Source organism: Micropruina sonneratiae (assembly GCF_025972045.1).
Lineage (GTDB): Bacteria > Actinomycetota > Actinomycetes > Propionibacteriales > Propionibacteriaceae > Micropruina > Micropruina sonneratiae.
This window is the reverse complement of record NZ_JAPDHX010000004.1, coordinates 212,976-232,160: the sequence shown is the minus strand read 5'-3', so window position 1 is coordinate 232,160 and position 19,185 is coordinate 212,976. Positions and strand designations below refer to the sequence as shown.

10 protein-coding genes are annotated in these 19,185 nt (G+C 64.6%); 3 read left to right on the top strand and 7 right to left on the bottom strand.

The features are described from left to right. Window positions 1-32: 32 nt before the first annotated feature. The 5 genes from OIE40_RS12145 to OIE40_RS12125 form a co-directional block, all read right to left on the bottom strand. Window positions 33-1,508 carry a tyrosine-protein kinase domain-containing protein gene (locus OIE40_RS12145; RefSeq protein WP_264702613.1) on the bottom strand — a complete coding sequence of 492 codons (1,476 nt, stop codon included), beginning with the start codon at window positions 1,506-1,508 and terminating at the stop codon, window positions 33-35. 19 nt (window positions 1,509-1,527) lie between these two features. Then, on the bottom strand, window positions 1,528-2,853 hold the full coding sequence (locus OIE40_RS12140) for a hypothetical protein (protein ID WP_264702611.1): 1,326 nt from the start codon (window positions 2,851-2,853) through the stop codon (window positions 1,528-1,530). 49 nt (window positions 2,854-2,902) lie between these two features. After that, the gene (locus OIE40_RS12135; protein WP_264702610.1) at window positions 2,903-4,396 is read right to left on the bottom strand and encodes a metallophosphoesterase; all 1,494 of its coding nucleotides are present in this window, start codon (window positions 4,394-4,396) and stop codon (window positions 2,903-2,905) included. Between the two features lie 186 nt (window positions 4,397-4,582). Continuing rightward, on the bottom strand, window positions 4,583-5,443 hold the full coding sequence (locus OIE40_RS12130) for an O-fucosyltransferase family protein (RefSeq protein WP_264702608.1): 861 nt from the start codon (window positions 5,441-5,443) through the stop codon (window positions 4,583-4,585). A gap of 112 nt (window positions 5,444-5,555) precedes the next feature. Continuing rightward, window positions 5,556-6,950 carry a glycoside-pentoside-hexuronide (GPH):cation symporter gene (locus OIE40_RS12125; protein WP_264702606.1) on the bottom strand — a complete coding sequence of 465 codons (1,395 nt, stop codon included), beginning with the start codon at window positions 6,948-6,950 and terminating at the stop codon, window positions 5,556-5,558. A 190-nt stretch (window positions 6,951-7,140) separates the two neighbouring features. Between OIE40_RS12125 and OIE40_RS12120 the strand changes: the two genes are divergently transcribed. Beyond that, on the top strand, window positions 7,141-10,014 hold the full coding sequence (locus OIE40_RS12120; RefSeq protein WP_264702605.1) for a PKD domain-containing protein: 2,874 nt from the start codon (window positions 7,141-7,143) through the stop codon (window positions 10,012-10,014). Between the two features lie 4 nt (window positions 10,015-10,018). Here the strand turns inward: OIE40_RS12120 and OIE40_RS12115 are convergent, their stop codons facing one another. Further along, a complete protein-coding gene (locus tag OIE40_RS12115; protein ID WP_264702603.1) occupies window positions 10,019-11,305 on the bottom strand; it encodes a glycoside hydrolase family 1 protein in 1,287 nt (428 codons plus the stop codon). Between the two features lie 104 nt (window positions 11,306-11,409). Beyond that, a complete protein-coding gene (locus tag OIE40_RS12110) occupies window positions 11,410-12,426 on the bottom strand; it encodes a class I SAM-dependent methyltransferase (protein WP_483403794.1) in 1,017 nt (338 codons plus the stop codon). 224 nt (window positions 12,427-12,650) lie between these two features. Here OIE40_RS12110 and ppdK point away from each other — a divergent pair, with 224 nt between their 5' ends. Both ppdK and OIE40_RS12100 read left to right on the top strand, forming a co-directional pair. Then, entirely contained in the window at window positions 12,651-15,275 is a 2,625-nt protein-coding gene (gene ppdK / locus OIE40_RS12105) for a pyruvate, phosphate dikinase (protein ID WP_264702600.1), read from the top strand. Between the two features lie 457 nt (window positions 15,276-15,732). After that, a complete protein-coding gene (locus OIE40_RS12100) occupies window positions 15,733-19,077 on the top strand; it encodes a PKD domain-containing protein (protein ID WP_264702598.1) in 3,345 nt (1,114 codons plus the stop codon). The last annotated feature ends 108 nt before the right edge of the window (window positions 19,078-19,185 follow it).

The following is a 19,185-nucleotide window of genomic DNA, read 5'->3' as shown; positions in this document are numbered from 1 at the left end:
CAGGCTCGATCGCACGACATCACCCGCGATCGTCAAGCCTTCGGCGAGGTGGTGGGCTCGGTTCTGCTCGTCGCCTCGGCAGAGGCGTCACCGTTCTCGGACCCATCGGTCCTGCTGGCCGGGTCCTTGGGCGTGGACGCCGACAGGGTCGCCACTCGCGCCGGGCTCGGCTCCTTCGGTGTGTACTCGTAGTACTTGAGGTTCTTGTCTCTCGTCAGGCGGTCGGCGTTGAGCACGACGCCCATCACGTCCACCCCGGCGCTTTCGAGCTTGGCTTGGCACTTGGTCAAGGCAGTAGTCGTGGTCTTCCGGTTTCGGGTAACGAGCAGAAGGCCGTCACCCTTGTGGGCAAGGATCGCTGCGTCCGCCACCGCCAGCACTGGCGCGGTGTCGATGATCACCACGTTGAACTTGTTGGAGGCGAGCTGCAGAAGTTCCGACATCGACCTGGATCCCAACAGCTCCCCGGGGTTGGGCGGGATGGGGCCGGACGTGAGAACCTGCACTCCCGTGTCGCCCAGGGGTTGGATCGCTTCCGATAGTGGTTGCTCGCCGACCAGCACGTCGGTCAGTCCGACGGCTCCTTCGACCGAGGTGTATGCGGCGATCTGTGGACGCCGAAGGTCGGCGTCGATCAGTAGCACCGTCTGGCCGCTCTCGGCCAACGCGACGGCCAGATTGATGGCAACCGTAGACTTCCCCTCGCCGGAGACCGATGAGGACACCACCAGTCGCACGGGGTAGCGGAACATGGTCGCGTATCGCAGGTTGGCGCGCAGCTGGCGGAAGTCCTCCGCAACAGGACTCCTCGGGTTCTCGGCAACGATGAGTGCGTTCGTGGAGTCCTCCGGGATCTGGCGGATGGTTCCAAGGAATGGGGTGTCCGTGACCTTGGCAATGTCCTCGGCCGACTTGATGCGCTTATCGAGGTAGCGGGCCAGGACGGCGCCGCCCCCGAAGAGTAATGTGCCGGCCAACGCTCCCAGAACCATGTTGAGCTTCGTGTTAGGGCTCGAAGCGAATTCGGCGACAAAGGCCTGTTGGATGATGCGTACCGTGACCGTCGAATCTCCGTCGCTCTTCCGGGGGGCAATCGACTCGACAGCCTGCTTCTGTTCGACCGCCACCGCATTGGCGATTCTGGCAGCCATCTCAGGGTCGGCAGACGCCGCCGTGATCTGCATGATCATCGTCCCCCGCGGAGTTGCCACTGAGATTTGATTGGCGAGTTCGTGGCTGGTAATGGGGAGTTGCTCGCTCTTGATCACGGGGTCGAGCACCAGTTGGGACGTTGCCAATTCGCCAAAGGACAGCATCTGGCTCTCCGTGTAGGTGGAACCCTGTGCCAGATCACCCGCCGTGTTGCCGAAGCTCAACGCGTAGTAGAGCACCGCTGTCGACTGATACATGGGCGTGACGAGCTGCGACAGGACGTACGCGACGACGGCGCCTAATGCAAAGCCGCCCGCGGCCCAGGGCCAGGAGCGCCAAACATCCTTGAGCGACAAGCGAAACATGATGACCAAACTACGCCACTAGAGACGGGTGTCGTCGGCTGGCGGACGGTCTGAGACTTGTGCCCAAGTCATTGGGGGCCGCCTGGGTGATGCCGGTCACGGCCATGCCGGCGACGAACCACACAAGGTGGGCGTACTGGGTGATCAGAGCAACGGTGAAGAACGCCGGGATCTGTGCGACCAAGGCCACGAGGGCGGGATCGCCGCCTCTGAGCACCAAGCGGACTGTCGCAATGAGCAACGCAATGCAGAGGACGGCGGCAGGGACCCAGCCGTTGGTGAGTGCGTAGAGCAGGACAGCGCTGTCGATGGACGCGAACGATCCCACCGTCGACGTGCCGTCAGTGGTGCGGTAGAGCAGGCTGGAGGCGCCAAGGGCTCTCAGTCCTGGCACAAGGTCCCACAGCCAGAGTCGGTAGAAGGCCGCATCCGAGGATGCATCCTCATTCTCGGCGAACGCGGAGGTTGTGATTATCAGGCCCAACGTGGCGCCGGCCACCAGGATTGCTGACAACCCGGCGCGCATCCTGCTGGAAAGGTTCCTGCCCGTGAACAGCAGCAGAAGGACGACCCCCAGGCCCGCGGTGATGTAGGCAGTCCGACTGAACGTCAGAATAAGAGCGACAGTCAGCAGTCCAATTACTATCAATTTGGCCGCATTGCGCATGCGCGCGATGATCGTGAGAACCAGAGTGATTGCGAGACTGCAGCCAAGGGCAATCGAATGGCCGAAGGACGCCTCGGCCCGCACCTGACTGCCGCGAAACTGCTGCGGGCCCCACACCCTGAACGCGCTGGAAGAGTTGCCCGTGAACTCAAGCCACGGATTCCATGAGGTCACCCATTCGATTATGGCAAAAACGGCAACCACCGTCATGACGGCCGTGAGAGCCCCAGCGATCCAGACGAGGCCGACCCGGAGCATGGCCGCACGGCCCAACGCGTACATGAGGCCCCACGTTGCGACGAGATAAACCTGCCCCCGGTCGACCCCTCCGACCAGATTCGATGCGACGGTGAGGGCTGCCAGCAGCATAAAGACAATATCGAACGAGTGCAGCCCTGCCTGACGCAGGGGGCGTGGGTCTGGGGCGGCGCGGGATCTCGTGCGGTACGCGTCCACAACGAGCGAGACAAGTGCCAGTGCCGCTAACGCGGTGTGAATGGTGACTAGCCCCGACAGGTTCGCGCCCAGCCACACCGGCGCGAAGGCGATTCCGCCGATGAACAGGGCGAGTGCCAACCGAGCGTGCGGGACGATCACGATGCACGCGATGATGGCGAGTAGACCCAGCACAGACAGCGTGAGCCCGTTCTCCAGCTGGTCGGCGGTCATGCTGCCCGACCATACTCGCCGTGGTCAGATGCCGGAGCCCGCCCCACGTTCAATGGATGAACTTCAGGGTGGTGGACGTCGTCAGTGCGGCCGCGTTCTTGACGGGGTTGTAGACCGTGTTGACCAGGCGGCCGGTGCGCGTGTCGATGGTGACGATCCGTAAGGGGTTGGTCCCGGCTCCCAGGTCATTGCCGACGAAGGCGGCCACTCTATTGCCCGAAACAGTTTCCACTCGCTGAGCAAATGCGCCGGTATGACCAGAGAAGATCAGTTTCACGTTTGGATACTTCGCAACGAGCTTCTCTCGCAGATACTGAGGTGATGTGGCGCCGTAGCCGGCATTTGAGTCAGAAACGGCCCCCGTCTTGGTCAGATAGTGATGAATCTGGATGATCACGTTGTGACTCCGGTGGGTCGCCAAGACGTTCTGGGCCCAGGTGACGACCGACTTGCGAGGCCAGGGCTCAAGAGTGAGTACCAGCCATTTGGTCCCTCCTGCTTCAAAGGTTGTCCAGTAATTGTCGGACTTGCCGGCCTCGTAGGCGCCGCCGACACCACCCATCGAGGACAACGGGAAGGCCTTGTTGAACGCTTCGGTGTGTCGGACGAGGAGCCATGACTTGCACTCTGCCCCTCCGAGTCGTCCGGGGCATTCCGGGTTGTACATGTAGGCGCTGCCGCCGTAGCCACTCGAGCCTGCGATGCCATTCCATCCAACCGCCCGGGTGTCGTGGTTGCCCACTGTGAGGGCATACGGGATCCCGGCGTTGCGGACGCGCGCCATTGCCTGCCGAGCCCTTTCGATCTGAGGGGCATCAAGCCACCCCCAGTTGGTCATGTCGCCCGTGTGCAGAGCGTAGGCAACGTTCAGTGTCGACTTGTGACGGGTCAACCAATCGACTCGATTGAGGAAGAGCGTGTTCTTTGGATCGTTCGTTTCCACTTGTGTATCGGGAATCACAGCCAAGCTGAAGGTGCTGGACGTCCAGGACAGCGGTGCCACGACGCTGATGCGGCCAGCCGAAGCGGCGCTGTAGTCGTGCACCGATGTTGCCGGGAATGAGACGGAGGTCGTCGGAGCCCCCTCGGGAACGGCGGCCCACACGTATGTTCGCCCGGGGCTGCGGTAGCGACTCGACGTCGAGTCGCTCGCAGACATATGCCAGACGACAGGTTTGGGCTCGCCGTCGACCCAGGCGCGCATGTACGTCCTCACCTGGGCCTTGGCCGTAACGGTGGCCTCGAGACGGACGGATTGACCCGGCTTCACCTTCACACCCAGCGGAGCCCAGTCGTGCAGCGTCTTCGCAGACTTTCCGGACAGTCTCTTGATTGCGCCGACCAGATTCCCGCCGGTGCCGATCTTGAGCTTCACCAGGTACCCCGAGGTGGTGCTGGCGGCCCGTAGCTGGATACCCCATTGCGCGCCGTTGGCGGGGACGATCGCCTTCACCTGCGCGATCGACGTGATGCGGCTCGATCCGATCGGCGCGACGGCGCTCTTTCCCGATGAAACGCGGATGGTGTCGGAGGCTGACGCCACTACTGCCGCCTGAAAAGAGGTGGCCAGAAGGGTCAATGCTGCTGCGGCCGCCAATGTGCGAACGACTGGGGGGCGCTGGGGATGGGTGGGGATGTGTGGCACGGTCCCTCCAAGGGGTGGTCGCAAGGGCTCATCGAGCACCTTGGAACACCATTGTGAGCGCCCCATGATTCTTCAGCCAATGTCTCACGAGGTGAAAGAATCCACTGGCACTCGCTGTCGTGGACGGACGGGATTCGGGGCGATGCTGAGAGAAACGGGCGGGCGCACTCGGGCAAACGACTCGCCCACGGACGTCTCGAGTGGGACCTGGCCCAACGCGAGGAAGTAGGCCAGTTCCGGAAAGCTCGAATGGTGGGGGCCCAGGATGTGGGTCGAGCAGGCGAGGAGATAGAGGTCGACCACCGATTCCTGTAGAGCGAGGCGCGAGTTGTAGCTGCCGGACTTATCGGCCGCATAGGCGCCCGGGAAGGCCGCCCTGAGGCGATCTGCCGCCTGCCTGGTGTCGGCTGAGATGAAGAATCCGACATCGCCCAACTGAGCCTGCAACTCGCGCATCCGATCCACATACCAACTGATCGGCGAGTGCTGCTTGGTGAGGCTGTGGGCGTTTGCGTGAGCGCGAACCATGACCCCGACGTACGGCCTTTGGCCGAACTGGGCGGCGTGCGTCTCGCGGACGAGTTGGGCCAGCGTGGGATTGAGAGACAACTCGGCGAGGAGCCGGTGCCAATCGAGCGCATCCTCGGGCAATGGCAGGGTGCTCCCACTCCGCACGTGCCAGATCCTGCGCGACGTGTGGCTGGCCAGCTCCTGCGGATCAGCAAGGGGGGACCGAACGCGCAGGACGAGTTCCTGCAGTGGCGACAGCGATGGCCTGAACTCCCACAGGTCCGTCATGCGTGCGCCGAAGTTCGGTCCCACGGGCCAGTAGTAGTCGAACCTTCGACCCGTCGACTCGGCAAGTGCGAGCCCGCTCAGGACCAGTCGCACGCGATTGCCCAGCCCGTGAAGCGGACGGCTGACGACCACAAGGCGCTTGCCCACGATTGACTCCTCGATCCATCGGCTGCGGAACAGCCAAGCGGTCCTCGTTCGGGAACGTTACTAGTCTCGAGTGTGACCAACTAACCGGCTCCTGCTTGGTGGATCCGTTTCTTCATGGTGTTCGATGGATGCTCAGTTGGCCACGAGCAGCGAGGTCAGCGAGGATCCTGGCGTAGAACTCCTCATCGATGCGGTACTTCGAGCGGTAGATGAGGTAACCGGCCACGATCAGCACCAAGGGCAGTACCAGCATCGCCAGCCGCATCATCAGCAGGCCCTCGCCCGTGACCGCGTCGGGAGTGGCGGCGGAGTTGATGCCGGACAGGAGCACAACGACGCTCACGATCTGGGTGGCCAGCGCCGCTCCCACCTTGTTGATGAATGGCTGCAGCGCAAAAGTGACCGCCGCGTTGCGGCGTCCGAGCTTCCAGTGCCCGTATTCGATGCAGTCGGTGATGAACACCAGCATCAGGACGACCACGAAGGATTGGCCGATGAACAACAACAGACCCGCTGCTCCGATCCACAGCATATTCATCGGTGCGAAGAAGAAGACTAGGTAGCCGACCACGATCATGCCGGTTGCCCCGGTGTAGAGGCTTCGTCGGCTGAACCTCTTCCGGAACAGTGGAAAGACAAGGAAGCCGGTCAGCTGAGCAATTCCCAGGACCGTCCCGAACGGGGTGTACATGGTTTCGTCGCGGTAGGCGTACTTGAAGAAGTAGATCCCGAACGACGTGGTGGTGATGTACCCGGTCATGAAGAGGACCATCGAGATGGCAGTCCACAGCAGCTGATCGTTGCCGGTCACCACCCTCCACAGCTCGGGCAGCGTCACCTTGGGCTGTTCCACGGCCAGCTTTGGTTCGCGCACCCCGAACAGGGTGACCGCTTGGCCGGTCAACATGATCGTCACTATCACAAGGGTGAACACAGACCAGGCCCGGCTATCGCCGCCCAGGGCGGCGGTCGCCGGAAGAATGGCGACCACGACGCTGAACAGGCCGATCGTGGCGAAGATCTTGGCGAGCGCGCCGATCCTTTCCCGTTCCTTCTGGTCAAGGGTCAAGGCGGGCAGCAACGCCCAGAAGGGAATGTCGTTCATCGTCCAGGACAGACCCCACAGCAGGTAGAGCAGGGCGAATACTGCGACGTAGGTGGTGTCCGGCAGTCCCAGATCGGTGAAGAGCAGCAACGTCGTGACTGCGGAGGCGAGGGCGCCACCAAGGATCCACGGCTTGTAGTGACCCCATCGACTTCGCGTGTTGTCGACGACGGAGCCCATGACGATGTCCATCACGGCGTCGAACAAGCGCGCGGCGAGGATCAACCAACCTGCCCACCACAAGAAGTAGTCCGAGACATTGAGTGCCTCGGTGAGGTACACGATCAGGTAGAGGCTCACGAGTGTGTACACCATGTCTCTGCCAAGAGTGCCCACACCGAACGACCAACGGTTGCGGGTCAACAGGGCGCCAGGCAGGGCCGGCTCGGGCTGCGTTGCCATGCGCTCAGAGTAGGGCCGTGGCATGGGTGTCATGAGTGGAGTGGCCCCCTCGGGGCGCCTCCCACGGAAGAGCGTCCTACGCACAACTACCCCTTGACCAGTCGGCCGCCGGCTCAGATGCTTGCCGCGGCGCCACCCCGATGCCGGTCAGTGCATGCGGGCGCCTGTACCTGGGGCGGGAAGGTGTGGGATGGACGTTCGTCGGCTGGCAGTCGCAACACTGACAGGAGCACTACTGCTCAGTTCCCTGACGGTTCAACGAGCACGGGCGGCGGCCCCGGAAGCCGCCACCCTGGTTGCCCCGGCGTCCGGTTCGACCGCTGCTTCGACCGATGTGTCCTTGAGCGTGCGCGCGAACGACCCCGATGGCGGTGCCGTCCAGGTGCGGTTCGAGGGTCGAAAAGAGGGCGCGACCGTTGCGGGCGAGAGTGCCGGCGATCCATTCACGATCGTCGCACTTCCCGACACCCAGAACTACACCTACAGCAATCGGCAGAGCACGATCGTTCAGCAGGCGCAGTGGGCCGTGGACTCCCGAAACCAGCTCAACACAGCCATGGTGGTGCAACTCGGTGACTTGGTGAGTACGTACAACAACCTCACCCAGTGGGGATACGTATCCGCCGGGTTGAAGGTGATGGACGACGCGGGCTTGCCGAACACGGTCGTGGCGGGTAACCACGACTTCAATGTCACCACCGGGGCACATGTGGAGTACGACCAGTTCTTCCCACCGACGCGTTATGCAGAAGCATCGTGGACGCCAAGCACCGCCAGGTACGGGGGCTATCTGGGACAGAACCTGTTCGGCGCCGACCCGGTGGATACGCAGAACATGAACAACTTCGCCCTGTTCTCGGCCGGTGGGCGTGACTTTCTCGTGCTGAACCTCGAATGGGACACCCCCAGCTACGCCACCGAGTGGGCTGCCAAGGTGCTTGACGCCTACCCCGATCGGCTGGCGATTCTCGTTACTCACAGCTTCCTCGGCCTGAACGGCCTCAGACGCTCCAGCCCAGAACGCCCAGGGGGTATCTCATCCACGCAACTGTGGAACGAGTTCGTTTCGCAGCAGTGCCAGATCCGCTTGGTTCTGAACGGGCACTTCCATGATGGCGATCTGGGCGAAGCCAATCGGGCCGACCCCAACCGCTGCGGCAATCAGGTCCATCAGATTGTCAGCGACTACCAGGATCGAGCCAATGGTGGAGACGGATGGTTGCGGTACTACACCTTCGACCCATCGGCCGACACCATGACCGCCCGCACCTATTCGACCAAGCTCGGGACCTTCGAGACGGACGCCAACTCGCAGTTCACCCTGCCGTTCGACCTGGGTCAGGCCCAGCCTGCTCCCTTCGAGGAAATCGGGACGGTCAGCGTGCAATCGGGGAGTGTCGCGAGCCGCACGTGGGGCGGGCTGCATGCCGATACCGCCTACGAATGGCGGGCGGTGACCAGTGACGGAGAGACCCAAACGACGTCGCAGACGTGGGTGGTCAGGACCCCGGCGGAGGCCACCTTGATCGACGACACGTTCAGCCGCACAGTGTCCAACGGTTGGGGTCAAGCCGAACCCGGCAAGTCGTGGCAGGGGAACTCCAGCCAATCCTCGTATTCGGTCGATGGCTCCGCCGGCAGAATCGTGGCGCCGGCGGGCTCGACCCGGGCGATGCGACTGTCCTCGCCAACAGGTACGGAATTCAGTCTGCAGGCGGACTTGGCGCTCAGTTCCATCGCGAGCGGATCGGGCACCTACGTGTCGCTTCATGGCCGCATCGTCAACGCAGCGAGCTACCGTGCCAAAGTTCGCTTCATCGCCGGCGGCGCAGTGAACCTGTCCCTCATCCGCTTCGTGACCTCCGAGGTCACGATTGCCTCGATTAACGTCTCAGGACTCAGCGTGACGCCCGGTCAGTATCTGAGGGTGACGTTCGAGTTGGAGGGGACGAGCCCCACGACCCTGCGGGCCAAGTTGTGGTCGCGCGATCGACCCGAGCCGTCGGCATGGACCGTGACGGCATCGGACAGCACCAGTGCACTCCAAGTCGGCGGAACGCTCGGCGTAGACGTCTACCCTTCGAGCGGCGCGACCACGCCGTCCACCGTCATCTTCGACAGGTACACCGTGACCAGGCTGGGTGCCTCGCCAACTCCTCCGAACACGCCACCGACTGCGGTGATCGGAACGCCAGTCGTCAATGAGCGCAAGGTTGCGGTCGACGGGTCGGGGTCACATGATTCCGACGGCTCCATCGTCAGCTACGCGTGGAGTTTCGGCGACGGTTCCTCGGGTACCGCGCCGTCCGCGTCGCACACGTACGCAGCCGATGGGACCTACACGGTTCGGTTGACGGTCACCGACGACGCTGGCGACACCGATACCGCCAGTCATCAGGTCGTCGTGCGGGCCGAGCCTGAACCCGGCGCCGATCTAGCAGCTGACACCTTCGATCGAAATGCCGCGAACGGGTGGGGCGCTGCTCAGACCGGAGGCAACTGGGCTCACCTTGGAGCCTTGAGTCGATACGCGGTCAGCGGAGGTGTCGGGAACCAACAACTGAGTGCAGGCAGTAGTGCCGAGTCGACGCTGCCCGCACTCAGCGCGCAGGACGTCGACCTGCGGGCGACGCTGTCGTGGAGTCGTAGCTCGTCACAAGGGGCGCTCTATGGGTCGCTGGTGGTCCGACGGCAGAGCGACGGCAGTGACTACCGTGCCAAGATCTACGTCGCCGCGTCCGGAGCCATGCAGCTTCACCTGATACGGCGAGTAGGAGCAACGGAGACCACCCTGCAGGTGGTGACCCTACGCGGATCCGTCTACGCAGCAAACAGTCGGTACCGCGTCGCTCTGCGCGCAGTCACCAGTGCCGGTGCTACGGCCCTTTCGGCCAAACTCTGGCCCGCAACGGCCAGTGAACCGAGCGCATGGACCGCCATCACGGCCGACAGCACCCCCCGGTTGCAGGGTGGTGGGTCGCTCGGCGTCAACGCATACGCATCGAGCAACTCCACAGCCACCGTCACACTCTCCGTCGATGATCTGGTTGCAGTCCAGCCCTGAGTCGTCAGCGGATGCGGCTGTTGGTCGAGTAGATCTGGTGTGCCACGTAGCGCTGGTACAGATCCTCGGTCACTCCACCATTTGCCGCGATCTCGGCGAAGAACCGGCCGGATTCGCGCATCGTCCGCTCCTGGGTCTCGTAGTCGAGCCCGATCAGGCCGAAGCGTGCAGACTCTCCCTCGAGCCACTCCCAGTTGTCGATGAACGTCCAGTGGTAGTACCGCTCGATCGGCAGGTCGGACGCCGCGATCTCGGCCAGATGCTCGTACAGGAAGCGGCTGCGGAAACCGTCGTCAGAGTTCGCGGTGCCGTTTTCGGTGACGTACAGCGGACCCGGGTGGGCGTCGTCCAGCCAGCGGGCCACTTCGATGAGCCCCTGGGGGTAGATCTCCCACCCGAGGTCATTGATCGGGACGTCGGCGCCGACCCCGTCGTCGAGCCGGGTGACGGTGCTGCGCGAGTAGTAGTTGATGCCGTGGAAGTCGTAGTAGTGCCCGGGATGGATACCCGCCGGCTGACGCAGGGGGGCCAGGAAGCGGCCCTTGCACATGGCTTTGGTGATCACACGCTGGAACAGCCACTCCATCATCTGAGCGGACGCCCAATGGCCCGGATGCCAGGCGACCCGGGGCCGGAACACGCGCAGGTGCTGGGCCACCCCTACTCGGGCCTGCGGCTGCAGCGAGTGGATCAGCCGATAGGCGTCGATGTGTGCGGCCGCCAGATTGGTGTACGCGGTGGTCAGCGTGCGTAGCGACTTGACGCCCGGTGGCCAGACCCCGAAGTAGAACGCATGGGTGGCGTAGATGTTGGGTTCGTTGATGGTGATCCACTCATCGACCAGGTCGGAGAGGGCGGACACCACTCGCTGGGTGTAGCGCTGGAAAACCTCGGTCCCTGCGGCGTTGAGGAAGCCGCCCTCGTCCTCGAACCAGACCGGGTTGTTGAAGTGGTGCAGCGTGACCAGCGGCTTGATCCCTGCGTCGACCAGCGCGCCGAGTTCGCGGCGGTAGTGATCGATGGCGGTCGAGTCGAACACCCCTGGGCTGGGCTCGACGCGGGCCCACTCCAGGCCCATCCGGTAGTGCTTGACGTTGAGCGCCTTGAGCAACTCCCGGTCCTCGTCGACGCGGTTCCAATGGTCGCAGGCGCGGACCGGGCTCGAGCCGTCTTTGATCCGCCCGGGCTGCTCGGCCCAGCGATGCCAGTTGGTTCGGGCGTGGCCGCCCTCGATCTGAGTGGCCGCGGTGGCGACACCGAGTTCGCAATTACGCAGGCTGAACGCGTGCACACCCTCCCCTTCGGTCGTCCTCAAGCATCGTCTGCGGTCACGTCGGGGGTGTCAACGCGGCACACCACGCAGGTGCAGCACGCGGCGCGATCGGGACGCGGGCGTCACCGCTGACCGGACCGCCGCGATCGCGTGACCAGATAGCTGCGGTCCCGGGCCACGATTTTCGTCGGGCCCACCGACTCCCGTAGCCAGGCCAGGTACGGCAGGTGGCTGTTGTAGACGCACCACAGTTCACCGCCCGGCACGAGCAGGCGTCCGGCCTGGGCGAAGAGCTCGCGGGTGGGCGAGGTGTCCTTCGCCCTCCCGACGTGGAACGGCGGATTGCTGACCACCAGTTCGATCGGTTCATTCCAGCCCTCCAGTCCGTTGCGCCGCTCGACCTCAACCGTCACACCGTTGGCTGCCGCGGTCAGTCGGGTGGCGTCCGTTGCGCTCCAGGCGACGTCGACCGCGCTCACCCGCAGTCCTCGCCTCGCCAGCAGCGCGGCGAGGATGCCGCTGCCGCAGCCCAGATCGACCGCCCTGCCGGACGCCGGCATCTCGTCGATGCAACCGGCCAGCAGGGCGGTGCCCCGGTCCAGCCGGTTGGTGCTGAAGGTGGCGCCGTGGGCGACGACGTCCAGTGCAAGGCCGTCGATCCGTGCGCTTCGCGGCCAGGACGCCGTCGTGGCCCTCGGCCCGGATGCGAGCAGCGCGCGGGCCTTGCGGCGTCCGAGACTGGCGTGGACGGTGGTGAAGTGGCGGCCGAGCACGTCGTTCATCGACCGGTTGAGGTGCTTGTTGCGTTCGCCGGCCACCACCTGCACCGCCTGGTCGGCATGGGTCGCGATGAGTTGGGCGTACTCGTCCAAGGCTCCGAGCGCCCGGGGTAGCCGCCACAGGACCGTCGTCGCCCCGGTCACAGCCTCGGCGGGGGTCGCTGCGCGGTTGGCCTCCGGGACCAGCAATTCACTGCGCAGGTCATCGCACCAGGTGCTCGACGTCAATCCCCGCTCGAGCAGCGCTGCGGTGATCGCACCGCCGGCGTCGTCGAGCACGGCCACGCGCTCAGGTGGACGTGTCCCGGCCTGGTCGAAGAGCTCGACCAACAGGGATGTGACGGGGTCGGCCGGCTGCATTGGCCCAGCAAACCACGCCCGGAGCGGGGCCGGTGGCGCCCACATCTCGGGACGGCCCCGTCCAGCACGGGCGCAATGGTCGTTGAGGTGGCTAACCACCGGGGGAGTGACTACGGTTGGCGGTGTCTTGACCGGGTCGGGGCAGCTCCGTCCGGCACCGGCTCGGACCGGCCGATTCAGACCGGCGCCCATGCAATGGAGCATCGAAGGAGATTCATCACACGATGACCAAGTACGTCTACGAGTTCAGCGAGGGCAACGGTTCGATGCGGAACCTCCTCGGTGGCAAGGGGGCCAACCTTGCCGAGATGACCGGGCTGGGAATGCCCGTCCCGCAGGGTTTCACCATCAGCACCGAGGCCTGCACCCGCTACTACGCCGACGGCGAGGCGATCGGCGACGACATCCGCGAGGAGATCGGCACCTACATCGGCAAGCTGGAGGAACTCACCGGCAAGAAGTTCGGTGATCCCGAGAACCCGCTGCTGGTCTCGGTCCGCTCAGGTTCGCGGGCGTCCATGCCCGGCATGATGGACACCATCCTCAACCTGGGCCTCAACGAGACGGTGGTCGAGGCCTTCGCCGCCAAGACCGGCAACCCGCGCTTCGTCTACGACTCGTACCGCCGCTTCATCCAGATGTACTCCGACGTGGTGATGGAGGTCGGCAAGGCCTACTTCGAGGAGCTCATCGACGAGATGAAGGAGGCTCGCGGCGTCAAGGACGACATCGAGCTCACCGCCGACGACCTCAAGGAACTCAGCGAGCAGTTCAAGGCCGAGTACAAAGCCAAGCTGGGCGCCGACTTCCCGTCCGACCCGATCGAGCAGCTGTTCGGCGCGATCAAGGCGGTGTTCCGGTCCTGGGACAACCCGCGCGCCGTCTACTACCGCCGGCTCAACGACATCCCCTCCGACTGGGGCACCGCGGTCAACGTGCAGTCGATGGTGTTCGGCAACCTGGGCGACACCTCCGGCACCGGCGTGGCGTTCTCGCGCAACCCGGCCACCGGCGAGCAGGGCCTGTACGGCGAGTTCCTCATGAACGCCCAGGGCGAGGACGTCGTGGCCGGCATCCGCACCCCGCAGACCATCGACCAGTTGCGCGATCAGAACCCTGAGGTCTACGACCAGTTCCAGGAGATCGTCACCCGGCTCGAGGATCACTACGCCGACATGCAGGACATGGAGTTCACCATCGAAGAGGGCAAGCTCTTCATGCTCCAGACCCGCAACGGCAAGCGGACGGCCGCCGCCGCCTTCAAGATCGCCTGCGACCTGGTCGACGAGGGCAAGATCAATCCCGAGAAGGCCGTCTCGATGATCGACCCCAAGCAGATCGACGCGCTGCTGCACCCGCAGTTCGACGCCGCCGGGCTGAAGGCCGCGACCCCGATCGGCAAGGGCCTCCCGGCGTCCCCGGGTGCGGCCTGTGGCCAGGTCACCTTCACCGCCGAGGACGCCGCCGCCAAGGGCAAGAAAGGCGAGGACGTCGTCCTGGTCCGGCTGGAGACCACGCCCGAGGACATCGAGGGCATGCACTACGCCAAGGGCATCCTGACCGCGCGCGGCGGCATGACGTCGCACGCCGCCGTGGTGGCTCGCGGCATGGGCACCTGTTGCGTCTCGGGTCTGGGTGACATCTCCTTCGCCAAGGACGGCAAGAGCTTCACCCTCGGTGGCACCACCTACAACGAGGGCGACTGGATCAGCCTCGACGGCTCGACCGGCAACGTGTACGGGCAGAAGATCGAGACCGTGCCGGCCGAGATCGGCGGCTACTTCGGCCGCGTCATGGAATGGGCCGACGAGTTCCGCACCATGAAGGTCCGCACCAACGCCGACACCCCCACCGACGCCGCCCAGGCCCGCGAGTTCGGCGCCGAGGGGATCGGCCTGTGCCGCACCGAGCACATGTTCTTCGAGCCCGACCGGATCGCGGCCATCCGCGAAATGATCGTCTCCAAGTCCGCCGAACAGCGCGAGGCGGCACTGGCGAAGCTGCTGCCGATGCAGCGTGGCGACTTCGAGGGCATCTACGAGGCGATGGAGGGCTACCCGGTCACCATCCGGCTGCTCGACCCGCCGCTGCACGAGTTCCTGCCGCACGACGAGGACGACATCGTCACCCTCGCAGCCGAGATGAAGATCTCGGCAGACGAACTGCGCGACGTGATCGCCTCGCTGCACGAGTTCAACCCGATGATGGGCCACCGGGGCTGCCGTCTCGACGTGACCTACCCCGAGATCGGCGCCATGCAGACCCGGGCGATCATCGAGGCCGCGATCAACGTGCAGGCCAAGCACCCCGAGTGGGACCTGGTGCCCGAGATCATGATCCCGCTGGTGGGCGAGCTGAAGGAGCTGGCGTTCGTCAAGAAGATCGTCACCGACACCGCCGACGCGATCATCGCCGACGCCGGAGTGGAGCTGAAGTACCTGGTCGGCACGATGATCGAGATCCCGCGGGCGGCGCTCACCGCTGACGAGATCGCCAAGGAGGCGGAGTTCTTCTCCTTCGGGACCAACGACCTGACCCAGATGACCTTCGGCTTCAGCCGCGACGACGCCGGCAAGTTCCTGGACGCCTACTACGAGAAGAAGATCTACGAGAACGACCCGTTCGCCCGGCTCGACCAGACCGGCGTCGGCAAGCTCGTCGAACTCGCCGTCGACCTCGGCAAGAAGACCCGTCCCGACATCAAGCTCGGCATCTGTGGCGAGCACGGCGGCGATCCGGCGTCGATCGACTTCTGTCAGCGGGTCGGCCTCAACTACGTGTCCTGCTCGCCGTTCCGGGTGCCGATCGCCCGGCTCGCGGCGGCGCAGTCGGCACTCGCCAATCGCTGAGCCTCACCACTCAACCGATGGGCCCGGTTCCGCTGACGCGGAGCCGGGCCCATCGGTTTTCTCAGCAGAATTGCCCCTTTGCTGTCAGGTTCACCGGGGGCTGGGCTGTGAGAGTATCTGCTGAGGTTGGGTGCGCCGGGACGCCTTAGCCCGAGTGTGGCGGGACTGATCGGCTTCGCGGAGCCGCGGATCGGCCCTCGCGCTCGGGTTCGGCAGGGTAGCGCACCACCGGGACCAACGGGGGAAGGTCGGAACTATGGGGCACGGTCGTACGCATGCGCGTCCAGGAATCCACGGCATAGCCGGACTGCTTTCGATTCTCTTGATTGCGGGCACGCTGGGTGTGAGCGCTCCGCGGGCATCGGCGGCAGTCCTTCCTGTCCCGGCCCCGGTCGAAGCGCCCGGTCCCGACACCATGACTGCTGATGCGCTGCCCACGGCACAGATCAATAGTGGCGTGGTCTGGGCGCTGGCCATCATCGGCAACACTGTGTATGCGGGCGGCAGCTTCACGGCGGCTCGGCCCGCCGGCTCCGCTCCGAATGCCAACACGGTCAGTCGCTCCAACCTGTTGTCCTTCGATCTCACGACTGGTGCGTTGACGTCGTTCTCACCCACGTTCAACGGCATCGTGAAGTCGCTTGCGGCTTCGCCCGACGGCAGCCGGCTCTACGTGGGCGGCTCGTTCACGCAGGTGAACGGCCAGACCCGATACAACGTGGCAGCCTTCGACACAGCGACAGGAGCCCTCTCGACCGCCTGGAAGCCTGCGGTCGGTGGTTCCTATGTGAACGCCATCGTGGCGTCGGGTAACAGGGTCTACGTCGGGGGCCTTCTGGGTGCGGGCAACGGGGTGACCCGGAAGAACCTGATCGCGTTCGACACCGGTGGCAATCTGCTCGGTTGGGCTCCGACCACGGATCTCCAGGTCGATGCGATGGTGATGAACCCGTCGGGTAGCAAGTTGATCGTCGGCGGGCGTTTCGCCTTGGTCAACGGTGTTAGTCAACGTGGCCTGGTCGCGCTGAGCCCCACAGACGGGAGCATTCAGCCCTGGATCGCTCCCACCATCGTCAAGAACGGCTGGAACCAGTCGCCCAACAGTGGCAAAGCGGGCATCTACTCGCTCTCCACGGACGGCACGTCAATCTTCGGGACCGGCTGGGTGTACGCCAATGTCACAGTGGGCAATCTGGAAGGCGCCTTCTCGGCCGATCCAGAGACCGGGGCCATCAACTGGCTGGAGGACTGCCACGGTGACACGTACACCACCTACTCCGACACCAAGTACGTCTACGCCACCGGGCACCCGCACGACTGTGAATCGGTCGGAGCCGAGCCGCAGAAGGCGGGCGCACCAGGCAACATGAGGAATGCGATCGCATTCACAGCACAGGCAAAGGGAACGCTGTGGCGGAGTCCGCGCGTCAACTCGATCTATGCCAACTGGGAGGGGCAGCCGGCGCCGGCCGTGGTGCATTGGTTCCCCGATTGGGCCACTGGTACAGCCACCGGACAGGGTCAGGCTGGCTGGGTGATGGCGGGATCCGGTGACTACCTCGTTGTCGGGGGAGAGTTCCCGACCGTCAACGGCTCGACGCAGCAAGGTCTGGTGCGTTTCACCAAACCGGGGAAGGTCACGCCGAGGCAGGGCCCCCGGCTCAGTGGCAGCAACTGGACGCCGTCGCTCGTCTCGGCAGTCAGTGGAACGATGCGGGTGACGATTCCGGGCAACTGGGATCGAGACGGCACTGACATCACGTATCAGGTCAATCGGGTCGGCGTCGCACAACCCCTCTACACGACCACCATGAAGTCGTACTTCTGGGCCCAACCCGCGGTGACGTTCCTCGACACAGGCCTCACGTCAGGGAGCAGCTACACCTACCAGGTGACCGCGACGGACAGCGCCGGAAATCAGGTGAAAAGCGCGACGGCGACCGCGACAGCCAACGGCAGCAGCTCATCGAACTATCTACGCCAGGTCCTGACCGACGGTGCAGTACTGCATTGGCCGCTTGGCGACTCGGGAGTTGCCGCGGATGTGCTCACGTCCAACAACTACGGTCTCAAGGGCAGTGGAGTGTCGGTGGCTGCGAACGGCGCCGTCGACAACGGAGTTGGCTCAAACTTCAACGGGACGAGCAACGGCCGGATCGGCAGCAACCTCCAGGTTGAGTCCCTGGACGGGTTCTCGGCATCCATCTGGTTCAAGACCACCTCGAATGCGGGTGGAAAGCTGTTCGGCTTCGGTGCGTCGCAGTCCGGGAGCTCCGGCACCTACGACCGCCACCTCTACATGTCGAACGACGGGCGTCTGAACTTCGGCATCTTCCAGGACAACACGGCCAAGGTGGTGACCAGCCCCGGCACCTACCGCAACGGGGCGTGGCACCAGGCCGTGGTGACCTCTGACGCAAACGGCGCGACACTGTACGTGGACGGAGTGAGGGTGGCCTCCGACTCATCCATCATCCGGGGGCAGTATTACCTGGGCTACTGGCGGGTGGGGGGCGACTCCACCGCCGGCTGGCCGAACCGTGGATCCAGTGACTACTTCTCTGGATCGCTGGATGAGTTCTCGGTATACACATACGCCCTGAGCTCGTCGCAAGTCGTGGCCCAGTACGCCGCGGGGACCGGGATCGGGGTCCCGACTGCCTCCTTCACCCAGCAGGTCACTGATCAGACTGTGAACGTCGACGCGTCCGCGTCCAGCGCCGCTTCGGGCCGCTCGATCACGTCCTACAGCTGGGATTTCGGCGACGGCTCAAGCTCCGAGACCGGCAAGACGGCATCTCATGAGTACGGGGCCGGCGGAACGTACCCGGTGACCCTGACGGTTACCGACTCTGGCGGGCTGACAGCGTCGACCACGAAGCAGGTGACGATCGTTGGGCAGCATCAACCACCCACGGCATCCTTCGACGCCGCGGTGAGCGATCTCGACGTTGCCGTGGACGCCTCAGGCTCCCAGGCCAGCGACGGTGCTGCGCTCAGCTACGACTGGAACTGGGGTGATGGCACTGCCCACGCCAGTGGGAAGACGGCCACCCACACCTATGCGGAGGGAACCTACACGGTGACGCTCACGGTTACCGACTCGCTGGGGGCGCAGGCAACGGCGACTCGAAGCGTCTCGCCAAGCGCGCCGGATGAACCGCCGGTGAATGTGGTGGCTGAAGCGACCTTCGCCACCGACGTGACCTCGGGCTGGGGGTCTGCGCTGACCGGTGGCACGTGGGTGACCACGGGCAGCGGCTTCTCCGTCGCGGATGGCGAAGGTCGGATCTCGATGGCGGCCGGGTCCACGCGTACCGCGAAACTGAACGACACGACAGGGCGTGACGTTCGTGGAGATCTCGTCATAGGGCTGGACAAGGTTCCTCAGGGCGGACGGGTCGACGTCAACTACGATCTCCGTAGCGGGTCCGATGGCGCGTACCGTGTCAAAGCTCGCTTCCTGGCCGGTGGCCAGCTGTCTCTCATGCTCGCCAGGGTTGTCGGCACCGGAGAATCGTCCCTTGCCAGCAAGACCATCGCGGACTACACCTTCGAGGCGGGTGACCGGCTCAGGCTGCGGTTTGAGGTCGAAGGGGCCGGGACTGGCACCGATCTCAGGGTCAAGGTTTGGGAACAGGGCCAGACGGAGCCTTCGGGCTGGACTCTGACTGCGTCGGACAGCACTGCGACGCTGCAGGACGGTGGGTCGGTCGGGGTCAGTGCCTACGTGCAAGGGGCAGTCACGAACGCCACGATCGGCGTGGCCGTCGACGACCTACGGGTGACGACGCTTGATTGAGGATGCATGACTAGCCTGCGCGGATGCCTGCTGGCCCTGGGACTGATGGGCATGACTGCGGGTTGCACTGTGCCCCCTGAGCCCGTTCAAGGACCGTCGATGACTCCG